The organism is Clostridium amazonense (assembly GCF_056431285.1).
Genome location: NZ_JBWKMH010000033.1, coordinates 24,302 through 49,730, shown reverse-complemented (window position 1 = coordinate 49,730; position 25,429 = coordinate 24,302). Strand labels below are relative to the sequence as shown.

Below are 25,429 nucleotides of genomic sequence, written 5' to 3'. Positions count from 1 at the left end.
CTATGGAGGTGGATAATGTTTACACTAGGTGTAATTGAAGAAAGCTTAGAAAACAATCAAGTATTAGAGATAATAAAACCGTATTTCTTTTCGCAAAGAATTGAAAACGTACCAGAAGATGAATGTCCAGTATGGCACACAAATGAATATCGTGTACCAGATGAAAAAATAAAAGACTTATTAGAAATGCTTAAAAATGAAGTGAAATTGACATGGTATATACACACTTTTAGTGACGAAACTCTCTTTGTTATATTGAAAGGGAAATATTTTGAGCTTCCAGTAAAAAGAGATAAAACATGGAATGAAATGATTGAATATGGAGTAAATAAGTGTAATGTAGAAAAACATTTTTTAGAGAACATACCACTACATGTTTAATGCAAGTTATTATAGGGTTTCAAGCTGAAAAATGAAATTATTCAAATATTAAATGAGAATGGTAGTAGTAAAGGAAACAGTAATTATTTAAAACGTTATTCATAAAAATTTCGAAGAAACTCTAATAAATTTGCCATTTTATTTTCAAGACTAGACGGCTATTAGTGAACTAAATTCAGAGCTATGTAATTAAATTCTAGCCTATTTTTCATAACTCTTCGTCAGCAATTCACATTAATAAAATTCCATTATTGATGTAAATTACTTCCTTGATTTATAAAAAATATACATTGAATTCTCAATTACATATTTCTAAATTTAGTTCACACGACATCTTGTCTAGGCAGTCGCTGAACCCGTCCTTGGGTTCAGGTCTTGAAAATAAAACACAAATTAATAAGATTTTCTAAATTAAATTTTAAAGAAATACTAATTTAAATAATTCCTGTTTCTTGATGAAAGAAAAAAGTCTTTCAATTGATAAATTTGTTATTTAAAATTTGAACTTGGAGCCCTATTATTGGGGGATAAATACATGGAGACAAAGGATAGGGTACTAGAACTTTGGAAAGATATTATTGAGCAAAATCCAAAGAAACTTAAAAGATATTTTAATTCAAATGCTATAATTAATTGGCATAATACTAATGAAAGTTTTACAGTAGAAGAATATATAATAGCAAACTGTGAATATCCTGGTAATTGGTGTGGCGAGGTTGAAAAACTTGAGGTAATAGGCGATTTAGCTATTTCAGTTACAAGAGTATGGCTTTCAGATAATAGTAGTTCATTTCATGCTACATCGTTTATAAGGTTTTCAGGGGAAAAGATAATAAGTATTGATGAGTACTGGGGAGATGATACAAACCCTCCACAATGGAGAGTGGATAAGAAAATTGGAAAACCAATAAAATTAGTATAATTACTAATTTGAAATTATTCTACCTAGACTCAGAATTGCAACAGTTATAAGAAAGGTGGAATTATTTATGAAAAAACCTAAAGCAACTAGTATTGCTTTTTTTATTATTATTGTTTGCTTTTTATCATCATTCATATTCATACATACTAATCCAATAAGAGTTGCTAAGAAATATAATTTTTATCATGGGTACTTTAAATATCATTTAAAAGAAGCTCCACAATTAGAATATACATCTGATGATAAAAGAAATGTACGTGTTCATTTATTGTATAATGACAATTCTGCTTCAGGAATGGGCGTGTATAAAACAAAATTAGGATTATGGTTTATAATTCCTAATAGTGTATATGATTTCTAAAATTATGTGTCTGTGAATTTGAAATGAAGTGCAAAAGCATATGAATTGGTTATGAATAATGATGGAGTACAATATTTTTTGAGCTTACAAAGTATATTATGATTCAATCATTATAAAAAATGACTTTGAATAAATAGGGATTTGAAAGTGAGGAGTTTATATGAAAAAAATTGCGGTTATGATTTATCCATACTTTTCTATGCAAGAAATTTCTTGTCTAACTGATGGATTAAAAGTATATTTTGACATTGATGTTGAAGTATTTGCTTCTTCTAAAGAAGTTATAACTAGTGAAGATAACTTTCAAGTAATAGCACATAAGACATTTGATGAATTTAATATAGAAGAATATGATTGCTTAATTCTTCCAGGTATATATAATCCAATTCCTGCTTTGTTTGATGAGAAAAATATAGAGTTTTTAAAGGGATTAAAAGGAGAAAATATTTTGATTTCAAGTATATCATCTTCACCAATACTGTTAGCAAAGGCAGGATTATTAGAGGATGTACATTTTACATCTGGAATATGGGATGAAATTAGTAAAAATATTGATTTTATTCCGTATGAAAATATTATTCATAAACCAATTGTTAAAGATAAAAATTTTATAACTGCAATTGGATTTGCATATAAAGAATTTGCTATAGAAACAATAAGGGATTTAGGAATTGATGAATGTAAAAATGGATTATTTAATGGAATAACAAGAGATTATACTGAGGAAGAACTGGTTTATAAGATGGGTGATGATAAATTTAAGGAATTTATGAAAGAATACAAAAATTATTCAATTAATTAACTTTTTATTTATTAAATAGATTTAACATAAAAGATAGGGTCATTATAATTACTGGTATGTTTAGAAAAGGGTATTTTCATAATAAGGGATAAAAATTCGATAGTTTCCCTTAAATAAGTGGAGGAATTTTATGGAGAATGAACTAATTTTAAAGAAAGTAGATGAAAGTAATTTTATTGAGTGTTTTAATTTGAAACTTGGATATGGACAAGATAAGTTCGTATCACATCCTATTCGCAGTTTAGCACAAGCATATGTATATTATAATCAATGTACTCCATTTGTAGCTTGTAAAGATAATATGATTATAGGATATGTTATGGTTATTTATGATTATGATGAAGAAACATATAATATTTGGCATATGATGATTGATGAAAAATATCAAGGTAAAGGATATGGAACTAAAGTTATAAAATTATGTATAGAGTATATAAAAACAAAACCATTTGGGAAATCAAATAATATTATATTAACATGTAATATTGATAATGCTCATGCAATTCATATTTATGAAAAGTTAGGTTTTAAAGACACAGGAGAGCGTGATGATGATGAGATGATTATGAAATTAGTAATATAACTTTAGAAATAGCAAAATAAAATGTCACAATATTCAGAAGTGAACTTGTGGTATTTTTATAAAATAATGAGAATAGAGTAGGAATTGGAGGTGTTACAATAAACAAAAGTATATTTTATTAATACAAATCAATGGAAAAATTATAAATAATGTATTTTGAAAAGAATATAGCTTAAATCAGATTATTGAAATACAAAGTATTGCACAATGTGAGTTAACATACATTTGCAAAGTGGAGGGATTTATGCTTCAAGATAAAATTATTGAAAACGAGATGTATAAGAAGGCTATTGAGTTTATCAAAAAAAGATATCCCAAAGGATGGGGTGGAGCTGCGGTAATACATACGGAGGATGGACAATATCTAATAAGTGTTGCAATTGATACTGCAAATGCAAGTGCAGAATTATGTATAGAAGTTGGAGCTATGTGTGAAGCGCATAAATATAATTTAAGAGTAACTCATTGCATATGTGTTGTGAGAGATGATGAATATAGTCAATTTAAAATTCTGTCACCATGTGGAATTTGTCAAGAAAGATTACGCTTTTGGGGTGAAGATGTAAAGGTTGCAGTTACATTACCTGACAATAGTTTAAAATTTGTATCTTTAGGTGAGCTGCAACCATATCATTGGACAAAAGCATATGATAAGGAAACATTAGAGCATTATATTAAGGAATAATAGTATTAATTATGGTATATTTTACAATTTAATCATTATATGATGGTTAAATGTGTAAATTTAAATTTTCTTTAGTTGAAAGATATAAGGGGGAAAAATGTTAGGTATATATTTTAGTGGAACAGGCAATACAAAGTATTGTATTGAATCCTTTGTAAAAGAACTTGATGCAAAAGCAAAATGTATGTCCATAGAAGATTCTAAGGTCTTACATGAAATAGAAAAAAGTGATTTTATAGTTTTAGCCTATCCAATTTATTTTAGTAATTTACCTAAAATAATGGGATATTTTATTTTGAAAAATAGAACTAAATTCAACAACAAAAAGATTTTCATTATTGCAACTATGGGTTTATTTAGTGGTGATGGAGCAGGATGTAGTGCAAGATTATTAAAAAAATGTGGAGCTAAGATTGTTGGTGGACTTCATTTGAAAATGCCTGATTGTGTAGGTGATGTACAAGCTTTGAAAAAATCTAAGGAAGAAAATATAAAGATTGTACAAGAAGCCATTATTAAAATAAAAAATTCAGTGGAAAGTTTAAAAGATGGAAAACCTACAGAAGAGGGACTTAATATTTTGTGTCATTTGGGAGGTTTATTTGGTCAAAGATTATGGTTCTATAATAAAACCAAAGAATATACAAATAAAGTTAAGATTAATGAAAATAGATGCATTACATGTGGCAAATGTATTGAACTATGTCCAATGAAAAATTTATATGAATGTGATGGAAAAATAAAAAGCAAGAGTACATGTACTATGTGCTATAGATGTTTAAGCAATTGTCCTAAAGAGGCAATTACTATATTAGGGAAACAGGTACATGAGCAGTGTAAAATTGAAAATTATATATAATAACTAGAAGTAGAATTATTAAAGGTATTAATGTAAATAGGAATTTGAGGTGGTGCAAATGGATAAATTTCAAAGAGGAATTGTTGTAATAGCTTTTGCTTCATTGGCAATATATATATTTATTTCAATGGTTAATATTGAAAAATCCTCTAATTGGATAAAGTGGTATCATCAAATGAATATAGAGGAACAGAAAAAATATAATCCTAAAATTGCTATATGCCGTTTGAAAAAAGTACTTGTTATAATATCAGTAATTGGTATAGTTGGATTTTTGTTATCATGGTTTATTAAACCTGCAATTTCAATTATAACGTTTGTAATTATTATAGCTATATTTGCTTTTTCTATTAGTTATATTGGACCAAAGAATTGTTTAATAGTAAAAAAGTAAGGTATAAAGAAACTAATATTTAGTAATCTGCATTTTAATAATTAAGGTGGGATTATAATAAGGATAATTTAATTATACGGTCTATGATGAAAAGTGGCATAGAGATATGTCACTGCTCAAAGAATGTATATAAAACGAGGATATATTCCTTATGGTACAGGAGTTTGGTATAGTGGAAAACAATTGCAACCATACTCAAAATGCAGAAATGATGATGATCTAACACTGTATTTTCTAAAGTCTTTAAAAGATTAATATTAGTGTTAAATATGAATATTTTTCTAAATATGGTATTATTCAGAAATGAATTTTATATAATAATGAAAGGCAAAATAAAGATTATTTATTTGTGTTAGAATATCGCTAAAGGAGGTATAAAATGAAATTTGAGATTACTGATGAAATTAAAAAACAAGATGAATATGTTATTTTTCAAGGTTTATTACAATATAATCTAGCGAAAATTGAAGATAAGAATCCAAAGGATTTAGGCGTGTACTTACAAAATGAAACAGGCAATAAAATTGCTGGTTTAATTGGAAGTACACATGGTAATTGGTTGTTTATAAAGTTTCTATGGGTAAGTGAAGAATTAAGGGGACATAATATTGGAAGTAATATTTTAAATGAGGCAGAAAAAACAGCAAAAGATCGTGGTTGCAAGTATTCATTTTTAGATACTTTTAGTTTTCAAGCACCTGAATTTTATAAAAAGCATGGATACAAGGAAGTGTTTGCATTAGAAAACTATCCTGTCACAGGAAAACGCTATTATTTTACTAAAACTCTTTAAATATAAAGATAAAATCCAATTTGTTAATAAATTTAAAAAGTAAATACAAAATAATAAATTTATGATAATACTGTATTACTCAAAGGAAATGTACAGTATTTTTATGTTGTAATACAAAAAGGCAACATAACTTTTAAAATTGTGGATATGAATAATATTCTTCGAAAATTGGATAATGTGATATATGAAAAATATATTATATTTAATATCATAATTTGAAAATAAGATAATTTTAAGTAAAAATTATTTATAATATAGATAAAAAGGAATTTGTAGTGGGGGGAATGATATGCCAAAACTGATTATTATTAGAGGAAATTCAGGTAGTGGAAAAACTACTCTTGCAAAGAATTTACAAAAAAGATTTGGAAGAAATACCATGGTGATTTCACAAGATGTTGTTCGAAGAGATATACTTATGGAAAGAGATGGTGTTAATACAAAAGCGTTGCCACTTTTGATTGAGTTACTAAAGTATGGACGACAAAATTGTGAAGTTGTAATTTTAGAAGGAATTTTGAACGCAGAATGGTATAAAACACTGTTTGAAACTGCGATATTAGAATATGGACCAAATATTTATGCATATTATTATGATATACCTTTTGAAGAGACAGTAAAGAGGCATAAAACGAAACAGAATTGCAATGATTTTGGTGAAGATGATATGCGAAGGTGGTGGAATGAAAAAGATTATATAAGGATTATTCATGAGGTTACATTTACTTCTGAGGTAAGCTTGGAAAAAGCCGTTGAACTCATATCATATAATGTTGTAAGCAGATAATTTACATAGCAATAAATAGGAATTTACTAATTAGTTAAAAAGTAAAAATTAAGAGTGAAAAGTTAATGAATAAATTCAGCAAAGCTGAATTTGAATATATTTAAACAGAAATCCTTTAGGATTTCCACCTTTTTAAGATTGAGTAATATAAATAAAAATTTGTTGCGGATTCTATGGAACATAAGTAACATATATACAATATTCAAAACATTATAAAAATATATTAATAAAGACAAGGAGATAGCTGGTATGAGGGTATATTTAGATTTTTAAGTATGGGATTATCTTAACAAGAATGCGAAGTTAAAGAATAATAACAGCTTAGTGATACTAACACTAATTTTCTAATGCTGGGTTTTCGCTTTTTTATATACATATAATAAATATTATGTTATTATATGTATATAATGGTATGATTATGGAAGGTGGAATGTCGTTCGGCTATCTTAGTGCTAAATAATCGCATAGCATAAGACGCACGGAGAAGTAGAATAAAATCATTAAATTAAATAAGTTGGTGTACTGATTTTAAATAATTAATTGTTAACAATTAATTATTTAGTAATGGTTTATTTGTGATACCAATATGTTTATTTGTGATTTTATGTTTACTCTCAAGGCGAGATTTTCAACCTTTTTAAGGTAAGTCGCAGAGTAAATCTGCGACTTTTTTATTTTATGGAGAATCATACTATTATATTAATTTTAGATATTATAAGGAGATGGAACTATGTTTAATGAACTTAAAAAATATACAAAAAAACCAAAACTATATGATCCAAGCACAAATAAATTTTGGGATGATGAACATATCTCTAAAGGTATGTTATCAGCTCATCTAAATCCTAATTGGGATGCGGCAACTCGTAAACATGAATTTCTTGGTAGATCAGTAAATTGGATCTCAGAAATTGCGCCATCGTCTCAGTATAAGCTATTACTAGATTTAGGATGTGGTCCTGGATTATATGCAGAGCGATTTAGTAGCGCTGGATATTCTGTTACAGGGGTGGATTTTTCTAAACGTTCCATTTTATATGCAAAGGAACAAACAGTACTTAATAAAAGCAATATCGAGTACCATTACCAAAACTATTTGACAATTGATTATAAAGAACAGTTCGATATAATAACATTGATATATTGTGATTATGCAGCGTTATCAATTAAGGATAGGCTTATTTTATTAAGAAAAGTATATCAAGCATTAAAGCCAAAGGGAAAATTTATTTTTGATGTATTTACACCGCTTATGAGAAAAGATGAAAGTTGCTCATGGGAATATTGTTCAGAGGGTGGATTTTTTAGTGAAAAGCAGTATATTTGCTTAGAATCTGTATATCAATATGATGATGAAGATAATACAGAATTAAGGCAGGCTATTGTAATAACCGAAGAAACTGTAAATTGCTATAATATATGGGACCATTTTTTTACTAAAGAAGTACTGCTATCAGAAATTCAGAACATAGGCTTCAATTCATTTGAATTTTATGGCGATATTGCTGGAAAGGAATTTTCAGATACAGGAGAAACTATTTGTGGTGTTTTTACAAAGTAGAATCTTCATAATAATATAAGTATAATCTGTACTTGAATTATTAGGTAATCTTAAAACAAAAAATCGTACTTGGTGATGATACGATGAAGGGTATCTTTGGAGAACTAAAATCGAAATAAATCTTTAAAATATTTTAATTAATCTAATATTATTAAACATATTAGTGGTGTATGCTATATTCTATTTAAGTATTAGAGGTAGATGAAAAATTAGGAAACTGAAAGGTTTCCTTTTTCTTTTGGAGAAAATATTGTACAATTATTACATTAAAAGTGGATGTATTTTATATAGAGATAGATATTATAATTATGGATATAGGAGAAATTATGAGTAGAGGGCTAGGGGATGTTTATAGGTTATTAGTCATTGAAGATGATAAAGCTATTTATGCATATTCAGGAGAGAATTTTAGTTTTCCATATGATAAGGAACTTACACGTTCATAGGATGGACGTATTGAAATATTGCCCTCAGCATTTGAGGATATAGACTCATATGATTTGGTTGAGAAATAAAAAGTAAAAAATGTAAAATAATACCATTATGCTAAAAAAACTTGTATGGAGTTGATATTTTAGCAATTAGAACTGTAAGTCATATTTTAAGAAACTATAGAGAAACATATGAAATACCAAAAGAAGGTTATTGGATTGTATAAATTTTACTATTAAGGGTGTAAAAGTTTTTAACGATGTGAAGAAATTATAGGGGGAATAGTATGACAATAAAACCTACAGTAGAAAAGATAGATATTCTATGTGAATCAGATATATTATTTAAAATCACTAATGGACAAAGCAAGCTTAAGATTAAGTATGTAAAAGATATAAATAACAACATAAAAGTAGCATATTACTTAAATAACATTCCACTTATACTATACAATTCGGAATATTGTCCAACTTGTTCAACAATGATTGCATTGGCAGAGGGCAGAGAAGAAGTTGATGTGGAGATTATAAAAAATCTTGATAACCTAAATAGTATTAATGGACTAGAAGATGGATTTGAGAAAATTAAATCTATACTAAGCCTATTAGAAGATGGGTATTATGTATTAAAAGAAATAGAGTTTTATCCTACAGATGGAGATGATAACTTCTTTTGGAGATTAGATAATAGCGCTAATCATATTGCAGCAAGTGCTTATTTTTATCATGGGGAATATGGGACTATTGTTGCAGAACCAAAGTTTTTATTACCTTCACAAGGGACTAATGTATATGATAGTGACAGAGTAGAATATTATAGAAGAAAAATAAGGAACAATGAGGTTTTATACGGACTTGCAATAGATTTTAGAGGGGCATTGGGATTATTGCTTGATGGACATCATAAAGCAACTGCCTCTTATTTAGAAGGAAAACCTATTAAATGTTTAACAATAATGAATGTATTTCCATATGAAAATTATAATACAAAAGAAAGCGGAATAAATTATGGTATTAATAATGCGAAGTATTCTGAAATTAAAGGTTCTGAAGAAATTATAAAATTTTATGATAAAAAAAGAGATATGAAAAAAGAAATAGTGTATGAAGAGGTTTATTTAGAAGATAAATATTATAAACCTATAAATATTGATAAGCTTAAAGTTAAGTTTCCGAGTTATGAGTATTATGCTTTATCTAATATTGCAGAAGATACTTCTGAGGAGAAAATTAAAGCGTTATTAAGGTATAGAAGTATAGATAATTGTGATGAGTTAAGAGAAGTTTTTTATAATTTAAGAGTTCATAATGAAGAAAGAGCTAGAATTTTAAGCTTTTCTATTTTAAATTCTGATATGTTTAATGTACTTTGGGAAGAGTGTATATTATTTTTATCACGATATAAGGATGATGAAGTCCAAGACTTATTTGTAACTTTATTAGTTGAATATGATAGCTTTACTTTTGGATATGATGTAATTAGGGATATTATAGATAATTATTTTAGAGAATTATAGAGCTTTAAAATGTTGACTTACAATTAAAACTAATCCATATTTAACTAGTAAAGTTGACCCACCTAGGGAATATAATTTATTTTAGTCTTTGAACAGAAGATTAGGGGGAGCAACGTTAAATAGTAATCTAGGATAGATAGGCTATAAAAGTCTATCTTATTTTTTATAAAAAATAAGATTAAAACTTGAATTTAAAATCATGTTAATTATATTGTATATGGGAAGGTCTAAATTTTTTTACTTACGATATGATGAAGCGTATCTATGGAGAACCAAAATTATTAGAAAAAATAATTAATGTATAGTGTATTAAGTTTTAAAAGAACAGCTGAATTTATTTCAGCTGTTCTTATTATGTATCGAAAAAATATATTTTCAACTTTTAATACATAAATTTTAAGTTGATCTAGTAAAAACAAAATTATTACTACTTTAAAGTGAGTAAATCAATATAATAATATAAAAAGTGAATGTAATTTATGATATAATTACAATAATAACCTTATGTAATTATTTTCTTTAAATAGAACTTAATGGATTAAGAGTGTAGGATAATTAACTAGAACATATACAATATGGGTTTAATTTAGAGTGAGGTGAGGGTATGATTAATAAAAAATTAAATGAACAACAGATAAAAGCTATATGCGATGTCTTAGCTCATACAAATAAAGGATTAACAAAGACAGAACTATCTCGATTATTACAACAAAGTCAAATACAGGTGCTAGATGATGGAGGTTCTAGAAATGAGTATGGTTACACATTTGGGTTAAATAAACGGGATTGGTTATATAATTGTTTAGCAAATGATATTAATATAAGAAAATCATTCAAACAGATTTATATTTTTTTTGAGAAAGCATTAAATCCGATTGCTTATATTAATGAGAATAGTAGGGATAAGTTTAAGTATCTTTTGGAAGAAGTAAATAAAGCGCTTTTGATGGCTGGATTGTCTATTAGTATAGAAGGAAGGATTAGCGAAGTAGTACAAGCTAAAACTTTGGATGAAGTAGATCGTCGTGTAAATCATTTAAAAAGAGAATTATATAATAGAACAATTCATAGTGAAGTTCAGAAGTATTGTATTAAAGATTATTTAAGAAAAGATTATTATGATGCAGTATTTGAGGCGGCAAAGGGGTTGGCAGAACGTGTACGCCAAATAACTGGATTGACTACAGATGGTGGGGAACTTTTTCAAAAAGCATTTGCTAAAGGCAATCCATACTTATTTTTTAATTCTATGAAGACAGATAGTGAAAAAAGTGAATTTATAGGTGTTAAAGAATTATTAGAGGCAATTTTTCATTTAGTTAGAAATCCAGTTGCGCATACTCCTAAAATTAACTGGAAGGTAGATGAAAGCAAGACTTTGGATATATTAACATTAATATCATTGGCACATAAATATTTAGATGAGTGTCATAGAATGCCTGATAAGGTTTAAAGGAGGATTTTTATATGGAAATATTATTAGATAAAAAAGAAGATAAGGGGTTAGCTCAATTATGTAGTTATTTAGATGTTCCTATCAGACGTTTAGCAAATAGGAAAGGAAATGGGATTATGGAGTTAATTTTAGGGTGTGCAGGAATATCCTCATTAGCTGACGAGTATACATATTACTTCAATCCATATACTTATAATAGAGGATATCCTAACGATAATGATAATTTTAATCCTGAAATGGGAATGTTAAAAATATGTAATAAAATTAAAGGTGACAAGGAAATACTAAATGAATTTTTAAATGAAATTTTCAGAAGATTGTATGGTATTGATATAGAAGATGATAAATTAGATGATATTAGGAATACATTACAATTATTAGGGTATTATTTACAAATAGATTGACAAGAACTTGGATATAAGTATTCATTACAATATTTATCTATAGGAGAAATGAATAGGCAAGAAGAAATGTCTTTAATGAGAAAAGATTTAAATGTAAATAATCCAGAGGTATTGAGGCATTGTAATGAAGCAATAGAAACATATAGTAATGGTAATTTTAAAAGTTGCATTGATAATTGTAGGACAGCTTTTGAAAAATATTTTTCTAAGTTAGATATTGCTGATTTGGACTATTTGAAGGGGATATTAATAGCAACAGATGAACATATTATTGACAATGGTTCTGAATTAAAATCTAAAAAGAAAATTTTTACTTACTGGATTAACAATAATAAAGGTGCTAATAGGTATAGACTTTTTGCAACTTTATATAGTATAATGTCAGGATTAGGTGCACATGGAGAAGATAATCCTGTTCAGGAAGATGCATTAATGATATTAAGAATGACTGAAGATATATTTTTATGGCATATTCAAAAAAATATAAATTAATTCTGTATATAGAAGTATGAAGTAGTATAAGATTTTTAGTTATTAAATAAGAAACAAACTTTGGATTAATAAAGGATCTTAGTTTTCAAGCAAGGTCATTTATATTCTAGTTCCAGTAAAAGTTTTTATTAATGTTTATTACTTAAATAAGATTTTTTGAATCAGTAGTTACTACTGATGCAGTATAGTTTTCAATTATATTATTTAATAATTGTAGATATTCAATAGTGAGATTATCAATAATAATAGTTCCTTACAATTAACTTTCATTTTAGAATAAATAATGTCAATTACTTTATTGTAAAAAATTATAATGAAAACTTGAATTTGAAATTATATTAATTATATTGTATATGGGAAAGTCTAAACTTTTTTACTTACGGTGCGGTGAAGCATATCATAAGTAATCTTAGATTTAAAGTTAGACATAAATAGGAATTTAACATTAAGGTAAAAGGTAAGAGTGAAGAGTGAAAGAAACTCTCTAAGTTTCAAAAAAATAGCAAGAGGATAATGTTTACTATTTATTTATACATTAACATGTTCTGTTTTATTAAAATTAAAATGAATAAATTCTGTAAAACCGAATTCTAATATGCATTAAAAGAAATCCTTTAGGATTTCCACCTTAACTCTTCACTTTTCTCTCTTACTTCTTAACTCATATACAAATTTCAATTTTAAAAAAGATTAAAGGATATAATTTAGGTTACTATATCCTTTAATCAATTGTTTTTATGGCTATTATCTTAATTCATAATAGGTACTATATCTAAAATAACTAAATCTATTCTTTCATTTGCATCTATAATATAATCTGCTTCTTTTTTGTAGTTTATTATTTTTAGGTTTTCAACTCTAGCTTTATAAGATTCTAAGCTTTCATTTCTACCTTTCATTCTTGCTTCCATAGTTTTTATTGACACATCTAAATATATTGTAACTACTTGATTTTTAAAAGTTTCTTTAAGTTTTCTTGCCCCATCATCATCAATTACTATAATTCCATGGGATTCTTCTATGGATTCCTTTATTGAAGTAAAGGATGTGCCATAATAATTACCAAAGTTTTGTACGTATTCTAAAAACTTATTTTCTAATATTTTTTCTTCAAATTCTTGTTTTGTATAAAAATAGTAATCAACGCCTTGAAATTCATTTTCTCTTGGACATCTTGATGTTGATGTTATTACTTTTTTAAATTCTTTTTTATATAGTAAAGTCTTTGCCTTTTTAAAATTTTCTATCATAAGCTTTTGTGTTTCTAAATCAGCTTTGTTTAATATTTTATCAAATCTTGATATATCTCTATTTACTATAAAATTTGATATTAATGTTTTTCCTGCTGCTGAAGGACCAACTAAAACAAACAATCTATTCATACTTACCTCTATATTCTTAAGTTTTATATATTATATAATAACGTTCTATTTATTCCATTGTAAAGTTGAAATTTTAGTTATACATATAAATTCACATGTATCACCTTCTAATAATATTGAGATCACACTAGAAATGCTGTTAATGATGGTATAATAGTAATTATTAAGGAATTATTACCATATGATTGGGGAAGTTAATAAATTCTTTTAAAATTAAATATAAGAGGGGGAGATAAAATGAGAATACAAACTGAACGATTAGAGCTTATTCCGTTAATGCCTAATCAATTAAAATTATGGATTGAAGATATTAAAGAACTTGAAAAAGAATTAGAGTGTTATTATAAGGCAGAACCAATGGAAGGATTTTTTTTTGAAATAGTAAAGGGACAATATGAAATAACTCAAAATGACCCTAATAATTATTTGTGGCATAGCTTTTTTTTCTTAGTTCGTAAGGAAGATAGGGTTGTGGTAGGCTCAGCAGATTTTAAAGATATTCCTAATGAAAATGGTGAAGTTGAGATTGGTTATGGGTTAGGTAAAGAGTTTGAGCATAATGGTTATATGACAGAAGCTGTAAAAGCAATGTGTCAGTGGGCATTAAATCAAAATGATGTTACAAGTGTAATTGCTGAAACAGATTTAGAAGGGTTAGCATCTCAAAGAATTTTAGAACGTTGTGGATTTAAAAAATATAAGAAAGAAGAAACTCTTTGGTGGAGGTTATAAATAAAATATAATATAGGCTAATTGTACAAGAAAAATCATATATTAAGTGATATGATTTTTTTTATTAGGTTAAATATTTGGGATGGGGATGATCGATATATGATAGAACTAAAGTTTGAATTAGCACAAAAAGAGCATTTAGATTGTATAGTGTCTATGTTTACAAATGCTATTAATGAAATGAAAAGAAATGGTATTGATCAATGGGATAGTATATATCCCGATAGAAAAGTAATTGAGAATGATATAGAAAAGAAACAATTATTTGTAGGTACATATGAATCTATAATTACATCTGCATATGTGATAAATCAAGAATGTGATGAGCAATATTTAAATGGCAGGTGGAAATATCTTAATTCTAGGTATTATGTAGTTCATAGATTATGTGTTAACCCAATATTTCAAAATAGAGGAATTGGAATGAAAACAATGATTCACATAGAAAATGAGCTTAAAAAGATGGGAATAGATACAATTAGATTAGATGCATTTACTTTGAATCCATATGCTTTGAAGATGTATAAAAGATTAGGTTATTCAACGGTTGGAATTGCAAATTGGAGGAAGGGAAAGTTTTATCTTATGGAGAAAAGAATTAAGGATAGTAAATTATAAGATTTTAATAAACTTATAAAGTTTTAAATATGGTAAATTAAGGTTTTCTCAAGAGGAAGTGTTGTGATGAAAAATATTTTGTTTTTATGTGGTCCAAATGGCATAGGAAAAACTACTATTTGCAAAGAAATTATTAAACAATTACAAAATTCAGCTTATGTTGATTCTGATTCGTGTAGAATTATGAATCCATTTGTTTTAAATGATGATACCATACCTACAATTGCAAAAAATATTAGTGATTTAATTATAAATTATTTAAAGTGTACAACTGTTAATACTGTCATTTTTTCATATGGTTTTCATGGAAGAAGAAAAGAAGTATTTCAAAAAGTTTTAGTAGAAATATCTCAAATAGAACATAAATTTATTCCATTCTTACTTTGGTGTAGTGAAGAGGAAAATGTAAATAGAATGAATATTGACAATAGAAGTGCTGAACGTATTCAACGAGCTTTGAATGAATCAAGAAAAGCTTTTGAATATGTAAACTATTCTAAAATAGATATAACTAATTTATCTGCTGTGGAAGCTGCAAAGAGAATAATTACGGAAATAACATAGCAAAATGGTATTAAAAATTTATGTTAATTTAGAATATAAAATAAAGAATAGTACCATAAGTAAATGAGGCTTTTACTAAAATTGGATAATTAAATATTAGAAATAATAGAAGGCATATAAAAATCTTCAACATTATATTGAGGGTGAGTATATATATTCCTATGAGATATGGGAATGGGAATAATTGGGGGCTGAAAAATAATATAAGAAAAGAATTAGAGATACGGAATCTTAGTATTTATAATCATTTCATATCTGGTATTAGTAGAAAAGTGTTAGCCGAAAGATATTTTTATCTAAAAAGAGTATAGAGAGAATAAATTTAGAAGAAAAATCAAAAATATAAAATTTTAGTGAGTCATAAAAAAGCAATTATGGCTCATTTTTATTTAGTATTAAATTTTAAGGTTTAATTTGAAGATATTAATGTTGTAGTATATTACTAAAGGAATTACTATTTTATGGATATGAGGAGCTGGTGAGAATGTTAGAAAAGGTTACTGAAAGAATTTATTATTTGCTAAATGATAATACTAATGAACGTCCTGCATTAGGGCTTGTTAAGGGAGATGAATCTTGCTTAGTTATTGATGGAGGTAATTCGATTAAACATGCGGAAAAATTTTTAAATGAGATTAAGGATATGAATTTACCACCAATAGATTATGTTGTTGCAACACATCATCATTGGGATCACATATTTGGATTATCAAGGTTTGATGCTATAAAGATAGCAAGTAATAAAACTTATGAATTAGCAAAAATGTATTGGGGAATAAAGACAGATAATGATTCGTTAGAAGATGCTAGGAGGAAGAATATTTTTGATGAGTTAGAGATAAAAATGGTAAAGGATAACTTGCAAAATGTTGATATTTTAGAAGAAATAAAATTTGATTTATTATTTGATGGTGAATTAGAAATAAATCTTGGAGGAATAACATGTTTAGTAAAGGAAATTATTAATCCACATAGAGAGGATGGAACTATAGTATATGTACCACAAGAAAAAACATTGTTTTTAGGTGATTCAACATATGGTTGTATAAAAGAAGGTAAAGGTTATTTTAATAGAAAAAAATTAGTATCAATGATGGAAGAAGTTAAAAGTTATGATGTTAATTATTATTTATGTTCACATGAGTCAATTTGTGATAAAGAAGAAATTATATGGTATTTCGATAAGCTAAACATGGGCTTAGAGATTACACAAGGATTAAATAATAAACAAGATGTACTAAATAGATTTAAAGAAGTATATAATGATGAACCATCACAAGATGATTTATTCTTCTTAGAAAGTATTTACGAATAATCAGTATGAACCTAATGCAACCGTAAGGAAAAGTAAATTAAAGATAATATAGTTAAAGCTTAAAAAATCTCATTTGTAATAAATACGGAGAAGCGCATCTGTGGAGAACCAAAATTAATAGAAAAAGTTATTTAAAATTAAGTATAAAGTTTTAAAAAAACAACTGAATTTATTTCAGTTGTTTTTATTATATCTAGAAAAAATATATTTTCAACTTTTAATATAGAAATTTTAAGTTGATTTGGTAAAAATAAAATTATTACTAATTTAAAGAGAGTAAATCAATATAACAATATAAAAAGTGCATGTAAATGATATGAAATGGCTGATAAAGAATTATTTTATAAAAACAAATAATAGAAATATACAAAGTTTGAGTAGATATAAGTGTATGAAATGCAAGTATAAAGACAGAGGATATTCATAAAAGTATGCAAAAAACTTTAACTTCTAATTCTATATTAGATTTAGATAAATATTCAATTAGTGAAACTTGTTTTGAAAAATTAAACAGAACAACTCTTTTATAAAAAGGAATTATGTAGATTATAAATAGGAATTAACAATTATTTAGCAGTATTAGCTTTAAAAGTAGCATTTATAGTATTTAATACTGCAATTCCTTATTCCGTAATGAATAAGCGAAAGGATTTACTTGAAAATTTGATGAAACAAAAGAATAAGTAGAAATTCTCAGATAAGTTTTTATAAAATTTTATCTGAGAATTTGTTAATGGGTAAGAAGTATGTATACTGTCTAAAAATTAATAAAGGAGATGGTATATTATGAAGAAAGATATAAATAAATTGGGAGTTAGATGATAAAAGCCAGAATTTAAATAAACTCTAAATTGACAGAAATAAATATAAGTAATATGTAATAATATTGTTAGAAGGATATTATTTCAGAAATAAATCTGTAGTATTTTTTATTTTTTAATTATTAATACATGGTATAATATGTATTAATATATATTATTTTACATAAAAAAATATATATTAATATTAAGAAAGGAGAGGATGGCTATGAATTCATATAAATTTATATATCTTAGAAAAATTAGGAGGGTAATTATATTTTAACCTTCCTACAGATAGGGGGATGTAATGAGCAATATTAAAAATGAAGTACTTATTGTATTGACAGAACAATGGAATGATTGGGAAGGGAGTTATGCTATTGCAGTTTTAAATTCTTTTTCAGATTATGAGGTTAAAACAATTGCAATTGATGATGCTCCGAAAAAATCAATGGGTGGTATTAATGCTTCTATTGACTATGAGATAGGTGATTATGAGAATTTTAATAATCTTGCTATGGTTATTCTACCAGGTGGACTTTCATGGGAAGAAAATGAATATATAGAAATTGCAAATTTTATTAAGAAACTTATAGGATTACACATTCCTGTGGCCGCTATTTGTGGATCAACTACTTTTTTATGCAAGCATGGGTTGCTTAACAATGTTAAACATACAGGAGACAGCTTAGAATTATTTCAACAGCAAAAAGAATATAAAGGAGAGGCATTTTATATTCCTGCACAGATAGTTATTGACAATAAGATTATTACTGCAAATGAAACTGCTGCTGTTGAATTTGCTTATGAGATTTTTAAAATATTAAAGATTGACAGTGACGAAGAACTGAAGCAATGGTGTGATAACTTTAAAAATGGTGCAATTCAATAGAATATTAATAAAATAATATAGATAAACTCCAGATTTATATAAGAATAAACTTGGACAATCTTAACAATTATTTTTATATAAAAAATAAACAATATATTAAAATACCATAAAATTTATAAATGAATTTTGTGGTATTTTTATGTAAGAATTAAAAAATAGTATTTAGTATTTTACAATGATATAAGAGTCAGTCAAGATTTAAACATAATTTATAAAGCACATCAAATCAAAACTACAACCTTGTACGTGAGAAATTAATCTTGTGTAACACCTTTTGAAGATAATGTAAATTAAGAAATGCATACTTTAAGATTTAAATAATACTGTATTTACAAAATATGTTATAATTAATTCATAATAAGATAATGTTAAGTAAATTTTACTTATATGAGAAATGAAGATAAATAGGAATTTACTAATTAGTTAAAAAGTAAAAATGAAGAGTGAAAAGTTAATGAATAAATTCAGAAAAGCTGAATTTGAAAGGAGTAAAATAATGGATTTTATAGAAATTATGAAACAAAATAAGGCGTATTGTTCAAGGCATACAGATATGCCTTCAGAGTTACAGCAAAAGGCTAAAGAATTATGCTGGAAATATAATCAGACTGGACCTTCTGAAAGGGAAAAGAGAAGTGATATTTTAAAAAAATTGCTTGGAACGTATAATCCACTAACATTTATTGAACCATCATTTCGTTGTGATTATGGTTTTAATATACATACTCATGGACTTACTGTAATTAATTATAATTGTGTAATATTAGATACATCTCCAGTATATATTGGTGAAAATGTATTTATAGCACCTGGAGTTTGTATAGCTTGTTCTGGACATGCGATACTTAAAGCACAAAGAGCAGAAGGAATAGGAACTTCAAAACCTATTACAATAGAAGATGATGTATGGATTGGTGTTAATTCTACTGTATGTGGTGGAGTTACTATTGGAAAAGGTAGTATTATTGGAGCAGGCAGTGTGGTAAGTAAAGATATTCCCGCAGGAGTAATTGCAGTAGGTAATCCTTGTAAAGTTATGAGAGAAATTACAGAGGAAGATAGAATTAATTTACAAAACTAGTAGGTTAAATTTAAAGTGATAAAAATTTGAAAATAAATTAAAAGAAAAATATGTTACGGCTAATTTAAAATATTATCAAAATTCAAATTAACCCCATAAAAAACCTAAGGAACAATCTAAAAAATATACAGTTATGGCAGTAATAAGTGCTTACTTAGTTATTGTACCAATAATATATAATTATAATTAATAAAATATATATTTATGAAAAAGGGTGATAGTTATGATTAGGCTTATAGAACCAAATAAAAAGTACTTAAAATCATATATTGAAGCATATGATGAATATGAAAATAATAATGTTCAAACATATGCCTTTGATGATGCACGGTCTTATGATATATTTTTAAAATATGATAATTACAAAAATGAGAAGAACTTGAAACCAAACAGGGTTGGTGCTAATTATTTTTGGTTAGTTGATGATGAAAAAGAATTCTTTATAGGTGAAATTAGCATTAGACATAAACTTACAGATGAATTACTAAAATATGGAGGTCATATAGGTTACGGCATTCGTTATTCTGAATGGAACAAAGGATATGGAACTTTTATGCTCAAATTGGCATTAGAACAAGCAAAAATCATGGGAATTTCAAAAGTTTTAATTACTTGTGATGATGATAACTTTTCTTCTGCTAAAATAATGGAAAAAAATCATATGGAACTTCAAGATAAAACAGAGAATATTATAGATGGACAGAAAGTAATAACAAGAAGATATTGGAAGACTTTATAAGTATTGAAATTCAATTTGTAAAAAAGTAAATATAAAAAACATATTATAATACCGTATTATTCACGTGAATATACGGTGTTTTTTAATATTAAATTATCATTTTAATTGACAATGGAAATTAAAAAGTGAATATTAAAATTGGGCTTCTAATGTAGGCGAGAATTCATTCTTGCAAAATACTATTTTATATCATTTTTAAATGTATTTCCATATAAAAAACACCAAGACTGAAGTCTCGGCTACGAGGATAATTAAACAAAATTCACACTCTTTGTAGGTTAGAATTTATTCTTGCTTAATGTCTTATATATACTAATTCTTATTTTATATCCACATAATAGTCCGCCAAGGTTAAAACCTCAGCTACGAAGAAAATCTAATCAAAAACCAACATTTGTAGGCGAGGTTTCAACCTTGCATAACGTTATTTTATATCATTTTTAAAATGTATTACCATATAAAAAACACCAAGACTGAAGTCTCGGCCACGAGGATAATTAAATAAAATTCACACTCTTTATAGGCTAGAATTTATTCTTGCATAACGTTAATTTCCAAATTTCAATACTCCAACTTAATTTATAATCTATTTGGGACTGACTTTGCTTGTTTATGTAAATATGTTATTTAAAATGGAAGTGTACTATGAATAGGTGATTATCATATGATAGGTCCGTCCCTACTGTTGATTAATATATTTTAAAATTTAAACCAATGAAATATAGCAAGGATACAGTACCGCCAAGGTTAAAACCTCAGCTACGAAGGTGTTATACTTTTTACTTGGTTCCAAACATGATATTAGAATAAACTGTAAGCTTAATAATATCATTTGATAAATATGTTATTTAAACTTCGAACTTGGAACCCCATAGTAATCATAATAGTCTTAACTTTTAGGTTAAAAAAGGTTATACTTATAAAGTGTACATAATTTGTATAAATGTGTAGAAAAAAGAGGTGGAGTAGATGTATTTTGATGTATTAAAAGATGTAAGTGATGTACTAAATTCTTTGAATATACTATGGGCAGTAGGTGGTTCTTTAGTGCTTTATAATAATGGAATATGGGATAAGCCTAAGGATATAGATATATTAATAAATTTTAAAGATGCCTCAAAAGTAAAAGATGTTATGGATTTAAAATATGAGAGATTAAATTTAGAGTATAAAGCTAGTTTTAGAACTAAAGAATTTTTTGGATACGTTATTAATGGTATTAACATTGAGTTTATGGCGGATTTTACTATAGTTACTGATGATGAAAAAGAATATAACTTTTTATTAGATGATGAAGCTGTAGTAGATAAAATGAATGTAAATGAAACTTGTGTTAATGTAACTTCATTAGAGGATTGGTTTGTTTGTTATGTATTAATGAAAGATCCAAAAGGAAGAATACCCATAATAAAAGAATATTTTAGTAAAAATGAAATACAACATAAAAATTTATTTGAAAGAAACTTGAAAAGAGATATTCCTAATAATATAAAAAAAGAAATAATTAACTTACTTGAAAGGAAATAGCAATATATATGAAAGAATTAGATTTAGAAACTTGGAATAGAAGAAAACAATTTGAACTTTATAAAAATATGGATTATCCACATGTAAATGTTTGTGCTAATGTTGATATAACAAAGTTTTATGAATATATAAAAGAGAAAGAAAAACCATTTTTTATTTCATTTGTTTATGTAGTATCTAAGGTAGCAAATGAAATTAAGGAATTTAAGTATAGAATAAGAGGAAATTCTGTAGTTGAACATGAAACTGTAAATCCATCTTTCACAATTATGGGACAAGATGATGTATTTAATTTCTGTTCTACTAAATTTACATATAATTTTAATGAGTTTGTATTAAATGGACTTAATGAAATTGAGAAGAAGAAAAATGTAGTAGAACTTGAAGATGATGAAGTTAGTGATAATTGTATATTTATGACTAGTATTCCATGGGTATCATTTACAAGTATGAGCCATCCAATAGATATGAGTCCAGTTGATAGTATTCCAAGAATTGCTTGGGGAAAATATTTTAAAGAAAATGGTTCTTTAAAAATGCCATTATCAGTACAAGCTCATCATGCAGTAGTTGATGGAATACATATTGGAAGATATTTTGAAAGAATTGAGGAAATATTAAATAATCCAAAGGATAATTTATAAAATAAAAAGTATTCAAAAAATTAACAGTTTATTAACATAAAATGGTTGACATGTAAAATGGAAAGATATAAACTAATAAATGTAAGCAAAATATATAAAATTTTTGAAAGGAGTTAGGAATAATGATTAAAACAAATATAACAGTTAAAAGAATACAATTTAATAATGAGAAAAATAAATCATCAGTTCTATCTCTAAGTAAAAATATTTATAGTATATAATTTATAAGTAAGTATATATATTAAGTATGTTGATAATAGAGCATAGCTGAATGGCTATGCTTTTTTTATGCAATTAAGTATAAAAAAATTAAAATAGTCAAGTATTTATATAGATATTTAGTTAGTAATAATTTTATATGCTATAAAATCTACTTTCAGAAGGGAGTGACAGACAAAAGCAAAGTTACAAATTAACAAAAATAAGTAAAATGAATTTAGTAAAAGAACATTAGAAAAAGAAAGAAAAGGTGAAAGAAATGAAAGATAATTTAAATCAAGCAAAAAAAGAATACAAACAATACATCGAAAGCTACAAAAGCAGAGAACAAATATTAAATAAAAAGAAATACTCTAAAGAAGCAATGATGATGAATGTATTAACTAAACCAATGTAATATTACAAGGAGCGGCAATAAAATGTATTTAAGCATAAGTATTAATTCTAATATAATTGCAGACAATGAATATGAAAAAGAATTTGAGATTTGGAATTCTAAAGAAGATAATTTAAGAGGCAATTATAAAAGCAGAATTAATGAATTAACACAATTTAAAATTGAACAAAATGCAATAAAGTAAATTTGAGAGGGGATTAGAAGTTATGAAACTTATAATAAAATTAGAAAATAGAGTTAGTATAAAATGTACAAAAAATATACTAATTGAAACGTGAAACATTTTAATTTAATTCAAAGCTATTTAAATTTAGGGAGTAATTTGATTAGAAATTAGGGAGTAACACAAAAAACGATTTTAGGGAGTAAAAATTTAGGATATCAAAACAATCTGTATAGTAAGAGATTGTTTTAAATTTAGAAAATCAAGATAGGAGAATATCTTGATTTTCTTTTCATAGAATACTTTAAGGTGAGATAATATTATGTTATTTTTATAACTTTAATAAAAAAGGAGGACAAGCTATGAAAGATGTAGAAATAACTGTGTGTAAAGAGTATGATATTGAGGCTTTATGCAACTTTGAAAAGGAAGCAAGAGAAACTGAGAAAGATATTTGGGGATGGAATTTTAATGAAGAAGATTACACTAATAAATTAAAAATGTTAAAGATTGATGATATGGAAAATACAAAAATAATAATTGCTAAATATAAAGATAAAATTGTAGGTAGATGTGATATATCCATTAATTTTACATTAGTAGATTTTAATAAAACAGGTTATGTAGATTGGATATATACATTAAAGGATAATCGTTGCATGGGTATAGGGAAAAAGCTTTTAAGGGGAGCAGAAGATTATTTTAAATCTAAAGGTGTATCTAGTTTTTATTTATTTACAGCATCTAATAATGAAGCGCAACAATTTTATCATAGACAAAATGAATTAAGTATTACTAAGGAAGAAGTAGCAAAAAGAATTTTAATTTAAAATATATATTTTGGAGGAGATTTTATGGCATTACATTTAGGAAAAGTAAATAATGAAGAAGCAAAAAAAATTTCAGAATGGATTTATGAAAAGCCATATGAAATATATAACATTGAGGGAAAACAAAGTTGTATAGATGAATTTGTAAATGACTTATATTTTTCATTTTTAGATGAAAACGATGAAATTTTAGGATATTTTTGTTTAGGAAAGGCAGCTCAAGTTCCAGAGGGGAATAAGTTAGAAATTTATGATGAAGAATATGTTGACATTGGATTAGGACTTAGACCTGACATGTGTGGAAAGGGACTAGGAAGTAGATTTTTAATAGAAGCTATAAAGTTTGCCACTAATCAACTAAGTGCAAAGAAATTTCGTTTAACAGTAGCATCATTCAATAAACGAGCTATAGGAATGTATAAAAAAGTTGGATTTAGAAAAAATAATTCATTTAAAAAGGTTGAAGGTAATGTAGAAAGAGATTTTGATGTTATGATTTTAGAATAATTATATTCTAATTAAGAACTAGTGTTTATGAAGGGACGTTGAATAATTATGGAAGAAAAGTTTATATGTTTAATTGCTATGTTTGATGAAGATACAAACAAAAAATTTAAATTAATAAATGATGAATTGAAGAAAAATGGATTAAGTGACACAAGTTTAACACCGCATATAACATTAGCAGCATATGAAGGTGTAGAAGAAAAAGAACTTTGTGATTATATAGAAAAGATTTGTAGTGAAAATAGTAAGGTGGAAATAAATTTTAATCATATGGGTTTATTTTCTCTAGAAGTTGCATTTTTAGCACCACAAGTTTCAGAGGATTTAATAGATTTACATTGTAAAGTTCATGAAAAGTATGAAGATAAATGTGGTGAAGTTGGGTTTAAGTATACAGTTAAATCTAAAAATTGGGTTCCACATGCTACTATTATTATTGATGATAATGAAGAAAAAATTTTAAAATCAATACCTATAATAAATAAAAACTTTGAGCCGTTTAAAGGTAAAATAGTATCTCTTGGATTGTATGAGTTTTATCCAATGAGAGAAGTTAAAGTTTTTAAGTTCATGAAATAAATAGAAATGAGG

At 26.2% G+C, this 25,429-nt stretch carries 30 protein-coding genes; 29 read left to right on the top strand and 1 reads right to left on the bottom strand.

From position 1 onward, the window contains the following. Positions 1–15 precede the first annotated feature (15 nt). The 15 genes from AC07E4_RS14695 to AC07E4_RS14625 all read left to right on the top strand — a co-directional run bounded on the left by AC07E4_RS14695 (position 16) and on the right by AC07E4_RS14625 (position 12,428). On the top strand, positions 16–381 hold the full coding sequence (locus AC07E4_RS14695) for a hypothetical protein (protein WP_034439973.1): 366 nt from the start codon (positions 16–18) through the stop codon (positions 379–381). 535 nt (positions 382–916) lie between these two features. After that, complete coding sequence (locus tag AC07E4_RS14690) at positions 917–1,303, top strand: hypothetical protein (protein ID WP_034439971.1); 387 nt, start codon at positions 917–919, stop codon at positions 1,301–1,303. 67 nt (positions 1,304–1,370) lie between these two features. Then, the gene (locus AC07E4_RS14685) at positions 1,371–1,664 is read left to right on the top strand and encodes a hypothetical protein (protein ID WP_034439968.1); all 294 of its coding nucleotides are present in this window, start codon (positions 1,371–1,373) and stop codon (positions 1,662–1,664) included. Positions 1,665–1,824: 160 nt separating this feature from the next. Continuing rightward, positions 1,825–2,466, top strand: coding sequence for a DJ-1/PfpI family protein (locus tag AC07E4_RS14680; RefSeq protein WP_478216804.1), 642 nt, complete (start codon positions 1,825–1,827; stop codon positions 2,464–2,466). A gap of 130 nt (positions 2,467–2,596) precedes the next feature. After that, positions 2,597–3,049, top strand: coding sequence for a GNAT family N-acetyltransferase (locus AC07E4_RS14675; protein WP_478216803.1), 453 nt, complete (start codon positions 2,597–2,599; stop codon positions 3,047–3,049). Between the two features lie 244 nt (positions 3,050–3,293). Then, positions 3,294–3,734 carry a cytidine deaminase gene (locus AC07E4_RS14670; protein WP_478216802.1) on the top strand — a complete coding sequence of 147 codons (441 nt, stop codon included), beginning with the start codon at positions 3,294–3,296 and terminating at the stop codon, positions 3,732–3,734. Between the two features lie 97 nt (positions 3,735–3,831). Beyond that, positions 3,832–4,593 carry an EFR1 family ferrodoxin gene (locus AC07E4_RS14665; RefSeq protein WP_478216801.1) on the top strand — a complete coding sequence of 254 codons (762 nt, stop codon included), beginning with the start codon at positions 3,832–3,834 and terminating at the stop codon, positions 4,591–4,593. A gap of 58 nt (positions 4,594–4,651) precedes the next feature. Beyond that, a complete protein-coding gene (locus AC07E4_RS14660; RefSeq protein ID WP_478216800.1) occupies positions 4,652–4,987 on the top strand; it encodes a hypothetical protein in 336 nt (111 codons plus the stop codon). 379 nt (positions 4,988–5,366) lie between these two features. Then, positions 5,367–5,780, top strand: coding sequence for a GNAT family N-acetyltransferase (locus AC07E4_RS14655; RefSeq protein WP_478216799.1), 414 nt, complete (start codon positions 5,367–5,369; stop codon positions 5,778–5,780). 289 nt (positions 5,781–6,069) lie between these two features. Beyond that, positions 6,070–6,567, top strand: coding sequence for a kinase (locus AC07E4_RS14650; RefSeq protein WP_478216798.1), 498 nt, complete (start codon positions 6,070–6,072; stop codon positions 6,565–6,567). A gap of 730 nt (positions 6,568–7,297) precedes the next feature. After that, a complete protein-coding gene (locus AC07E4_RS14645; RefSeq protein ID WP_034439953.1) occupies positions 7,298–8,128 on the top strand; it encodes a class I SAM-dependent methyltransferase in 831 nt (276 codons plus the stop codon). A gap of 718 nt (positions 8,129–8,846) precedes the next feature. Then, positions 8,847–10,076 carry a hypothetical protein gene (locus AC07E4_RS14640; protein WP_034439951.1) on the top strand — a complete coding sequence of 410 codons (1,230 nt, stop codon included), beginning with the start codon at positions 8,847–8,849 and terminating at the stop codon, positions 10,074–10,076. Positions 10,077–10,800: 724 nt separating this feature from the next. Continuing rightward, complete coding sequence (locus tag AC07E4_RS14635; protein ID WP_478216797.1) at positions 10,801–11,529, top strand: TIGR02391 family protein; 729 nt, start codon at positions 10,801–10,803, stop codon at positions 11,527–11,529. Positions 11,530–11,543: 14 nt separating this feature from the next. Further along, complete coding sequence (locus AC07E4_RS14630) at positions 11,544–11,936, top strand: hypothetical protein (RefSeq protein WP_478216796.1); 393 nt, start codon at positions 11,544–11,546, stop codon at positions 11,934–11,936. 48 nt (positions 11,937–11,984) lie between these two features. After that, entirely contained in the window at positions 11,985–12,428 is a 444-nt protein-coding gene (locus AC07E4_RS14625; protein ID WP_478216795.1) for a hypothetical protein, read from the top strand. A gap of 749 nt (positions 12,429–13,177) precedes the next feature. Here AC07E4_RS14625 and AC07E4_RS14620 read toward each other — a convergent pair. Beyond that, positions 13,178–13,810 carry a guanylate kinase gene (locus AC07E4_RS14620; protein WP_478216794.1) on the bottom strand — a complete coding sequence of 211 codons (633 nt, stop codon included), beginning with the start codon at positions 13,808–13,810 and terminating at the stop codon, positions 13,178–13,180. A 237-nt stretch (positions 13,811–14,047) separates the two neighbouring features. Here AC07E4_RS14620 and AC07E4_RS14615 point away from each other — a divergent pair, with 237 nt between their 5' ends. From AC07E4_RS14615 to AC07E4_RS14550, 14 genes are all read left to right on the top strand, one after another. Next, the gene (locus tag AC07E4_RS14615; protein WP_478216793.1) at positions 14,048–14,542 is read left to right on the top strand and encodes a GNAT family N-acetyltransferase; all 495 of its coding nucleotides are present in this window, start codon (positions 14,048–14,050) and stop codon (positions 14,540–14,542) included. A gap of 99 nt (positions 14,543–14,641) precedes the next feature. Next, positions 14,642–15,160 carry a GNAT family N-acetyltransferase gene (locus AC07E4_RS14610; RefSeq protein ID WP_034439947.1) on the top strand — a complete coding sequence of 173 codons (519 nt, stop codon included), beginning with the start codon at positions 14,642–14,644 and terminating at the stop codon, positions 15,158–15,160. A 66-nt stretch (positions 15,161–15,226) separates the two neighbouring features. Then, entirely contained in the window at positions 15,227–15,724 is a 498-nt protein-coding gene (locus tag AC07E4_RS14605; protein WP_478216792.1) for an AAA family ATPase, read from the top strand. Positions 15,725–16,208: 484 nt separating this feature from the next. Then, positions 16,209–17,039, top strand: a complete 831-nt coding sequence (locus AC07E4_RS14600) for an MBL fold metallo-hydrolase (RefSeq protein ID WP_478216791.1) — start codon at positions 16,209–16,211, stop codon at positions 17,037–17,039. Between the two features lie 1,107 nt (positions 17,040–18,146). After that, positions 18,147–18,731, top strand: coding sequence for a type 1 glutamine amidotransferase family protein (locus AC07E4_RS14595; RefSeq protein ID WP_478216790.1), 585 nt, complete (start codon positions 18,147–18,149; stop codon positions 18,729–18,731). A gap of 496 nt (positions 18,732–19,227) precedes the next feature. Then, positions 19,228–19,812 (top strand): sugar O-acetyltransferase, encoded by a 585-nt coding sequence (locus AC07E4_RS14590; RefSeq protein WP_478216789.1) that lies wholly within the window; start codon positions 19,228–19,230, stop codon positions 19,810–19,812. Positions 19,813–20,035: 223 nt separating this feature from the next. Then, positions 20,036–20,551, top strand: coding sequence for a GNAT family N-acetyltransferase (locus AC07E4_RS14585; protein WP_430829521.1), 516 nt, complete (start codon positions 20,036–20,038; stop codon positions 20,549–20,551). 969 nt (positions 20,552–21,520) lie between these two features. Then, positions 21,521–22,078: a nucleotidyltransferase family protein gene (locus tag AC07E4_RS14580; protein WP_478216788.1), complete on the top strand. Its 558-nt coding sequence runs from the start codon at positions 21,521–21,523 to the stop codon at positions 22,076–22,078. Positions 22,079–22,086: 8 nt separating this feature from the next. Continuing rightward, positions 22,087–22,722 (top strand): chloramphenicol acetyltransferase, encoded by a 636-nt coding sequence (locus AC07E4_RS14575; RefSeq protein WP_034439934.1) that lies wholly within the window; start codon positions 22,087–22,089, stop codon positions 22,720–22,722. Between the two features lie 469 nt (positions 22,723–23,191). After that, positions 23,192–23,338, top strand: coding sequence for a hypothetical protein (locus AC07E4_RS14570; RefSeq protein WP_430829518.1), 147 nt, complete (start codon positions 23,192–23,194; stop codon positions 23,336–23,338). Positions 23,339–23,360: 22 nt separating this feature from the next. Then, positions 23,361–23,522, top strand: coding sequence for a hypothetical protein (locus AC07E4_RS14565; RefSeq protein ID WP_158644446.1), 162 nt, complete (start codon positions 23,361–23,363; stop codon positions 23,520–23,522). A gap of 341 nt (positions 23,523–23,863) precedes the next feature. Next, positions 23,864–24,331, top strand: a complete 468-nt coding sequence (locus AC07E4_RS14560; protein ID WP_478216787.1) for a GNAT family N-acetyltransferase — start codon at positions 23,864–23,866, stop codon at positions 24,329–24,331. A 24-nt stretch (positions 24,332–24,355) separates the two neighbouring features. Next, positions 24,356–24,838, top strand: a complete 483-nt coding sequence (locus AC07E4_RS14555; RefSeq protein WP_478216786.1) for a GNAT family N-acetyltransferase — start codon at positions 24,356–24,358, stop codon at positions 24,836–24,838. 48 nt (positions 24,839–24,886) lie between these two features. Beyond that, on the top strand, positions 24,887–25,417 hold the full coding sequence (locus AC07E4_RS14550; protein ID WP_478216785.1) for a 2'-5' RNA ligase family protein: 531 nt from the start codon (positions 24,887–24,889) through the stop codon (positions 25,415–25,417). The last annotated feature ends 12 nt before the right edge of the window (positions 25,418–25,429 follow it).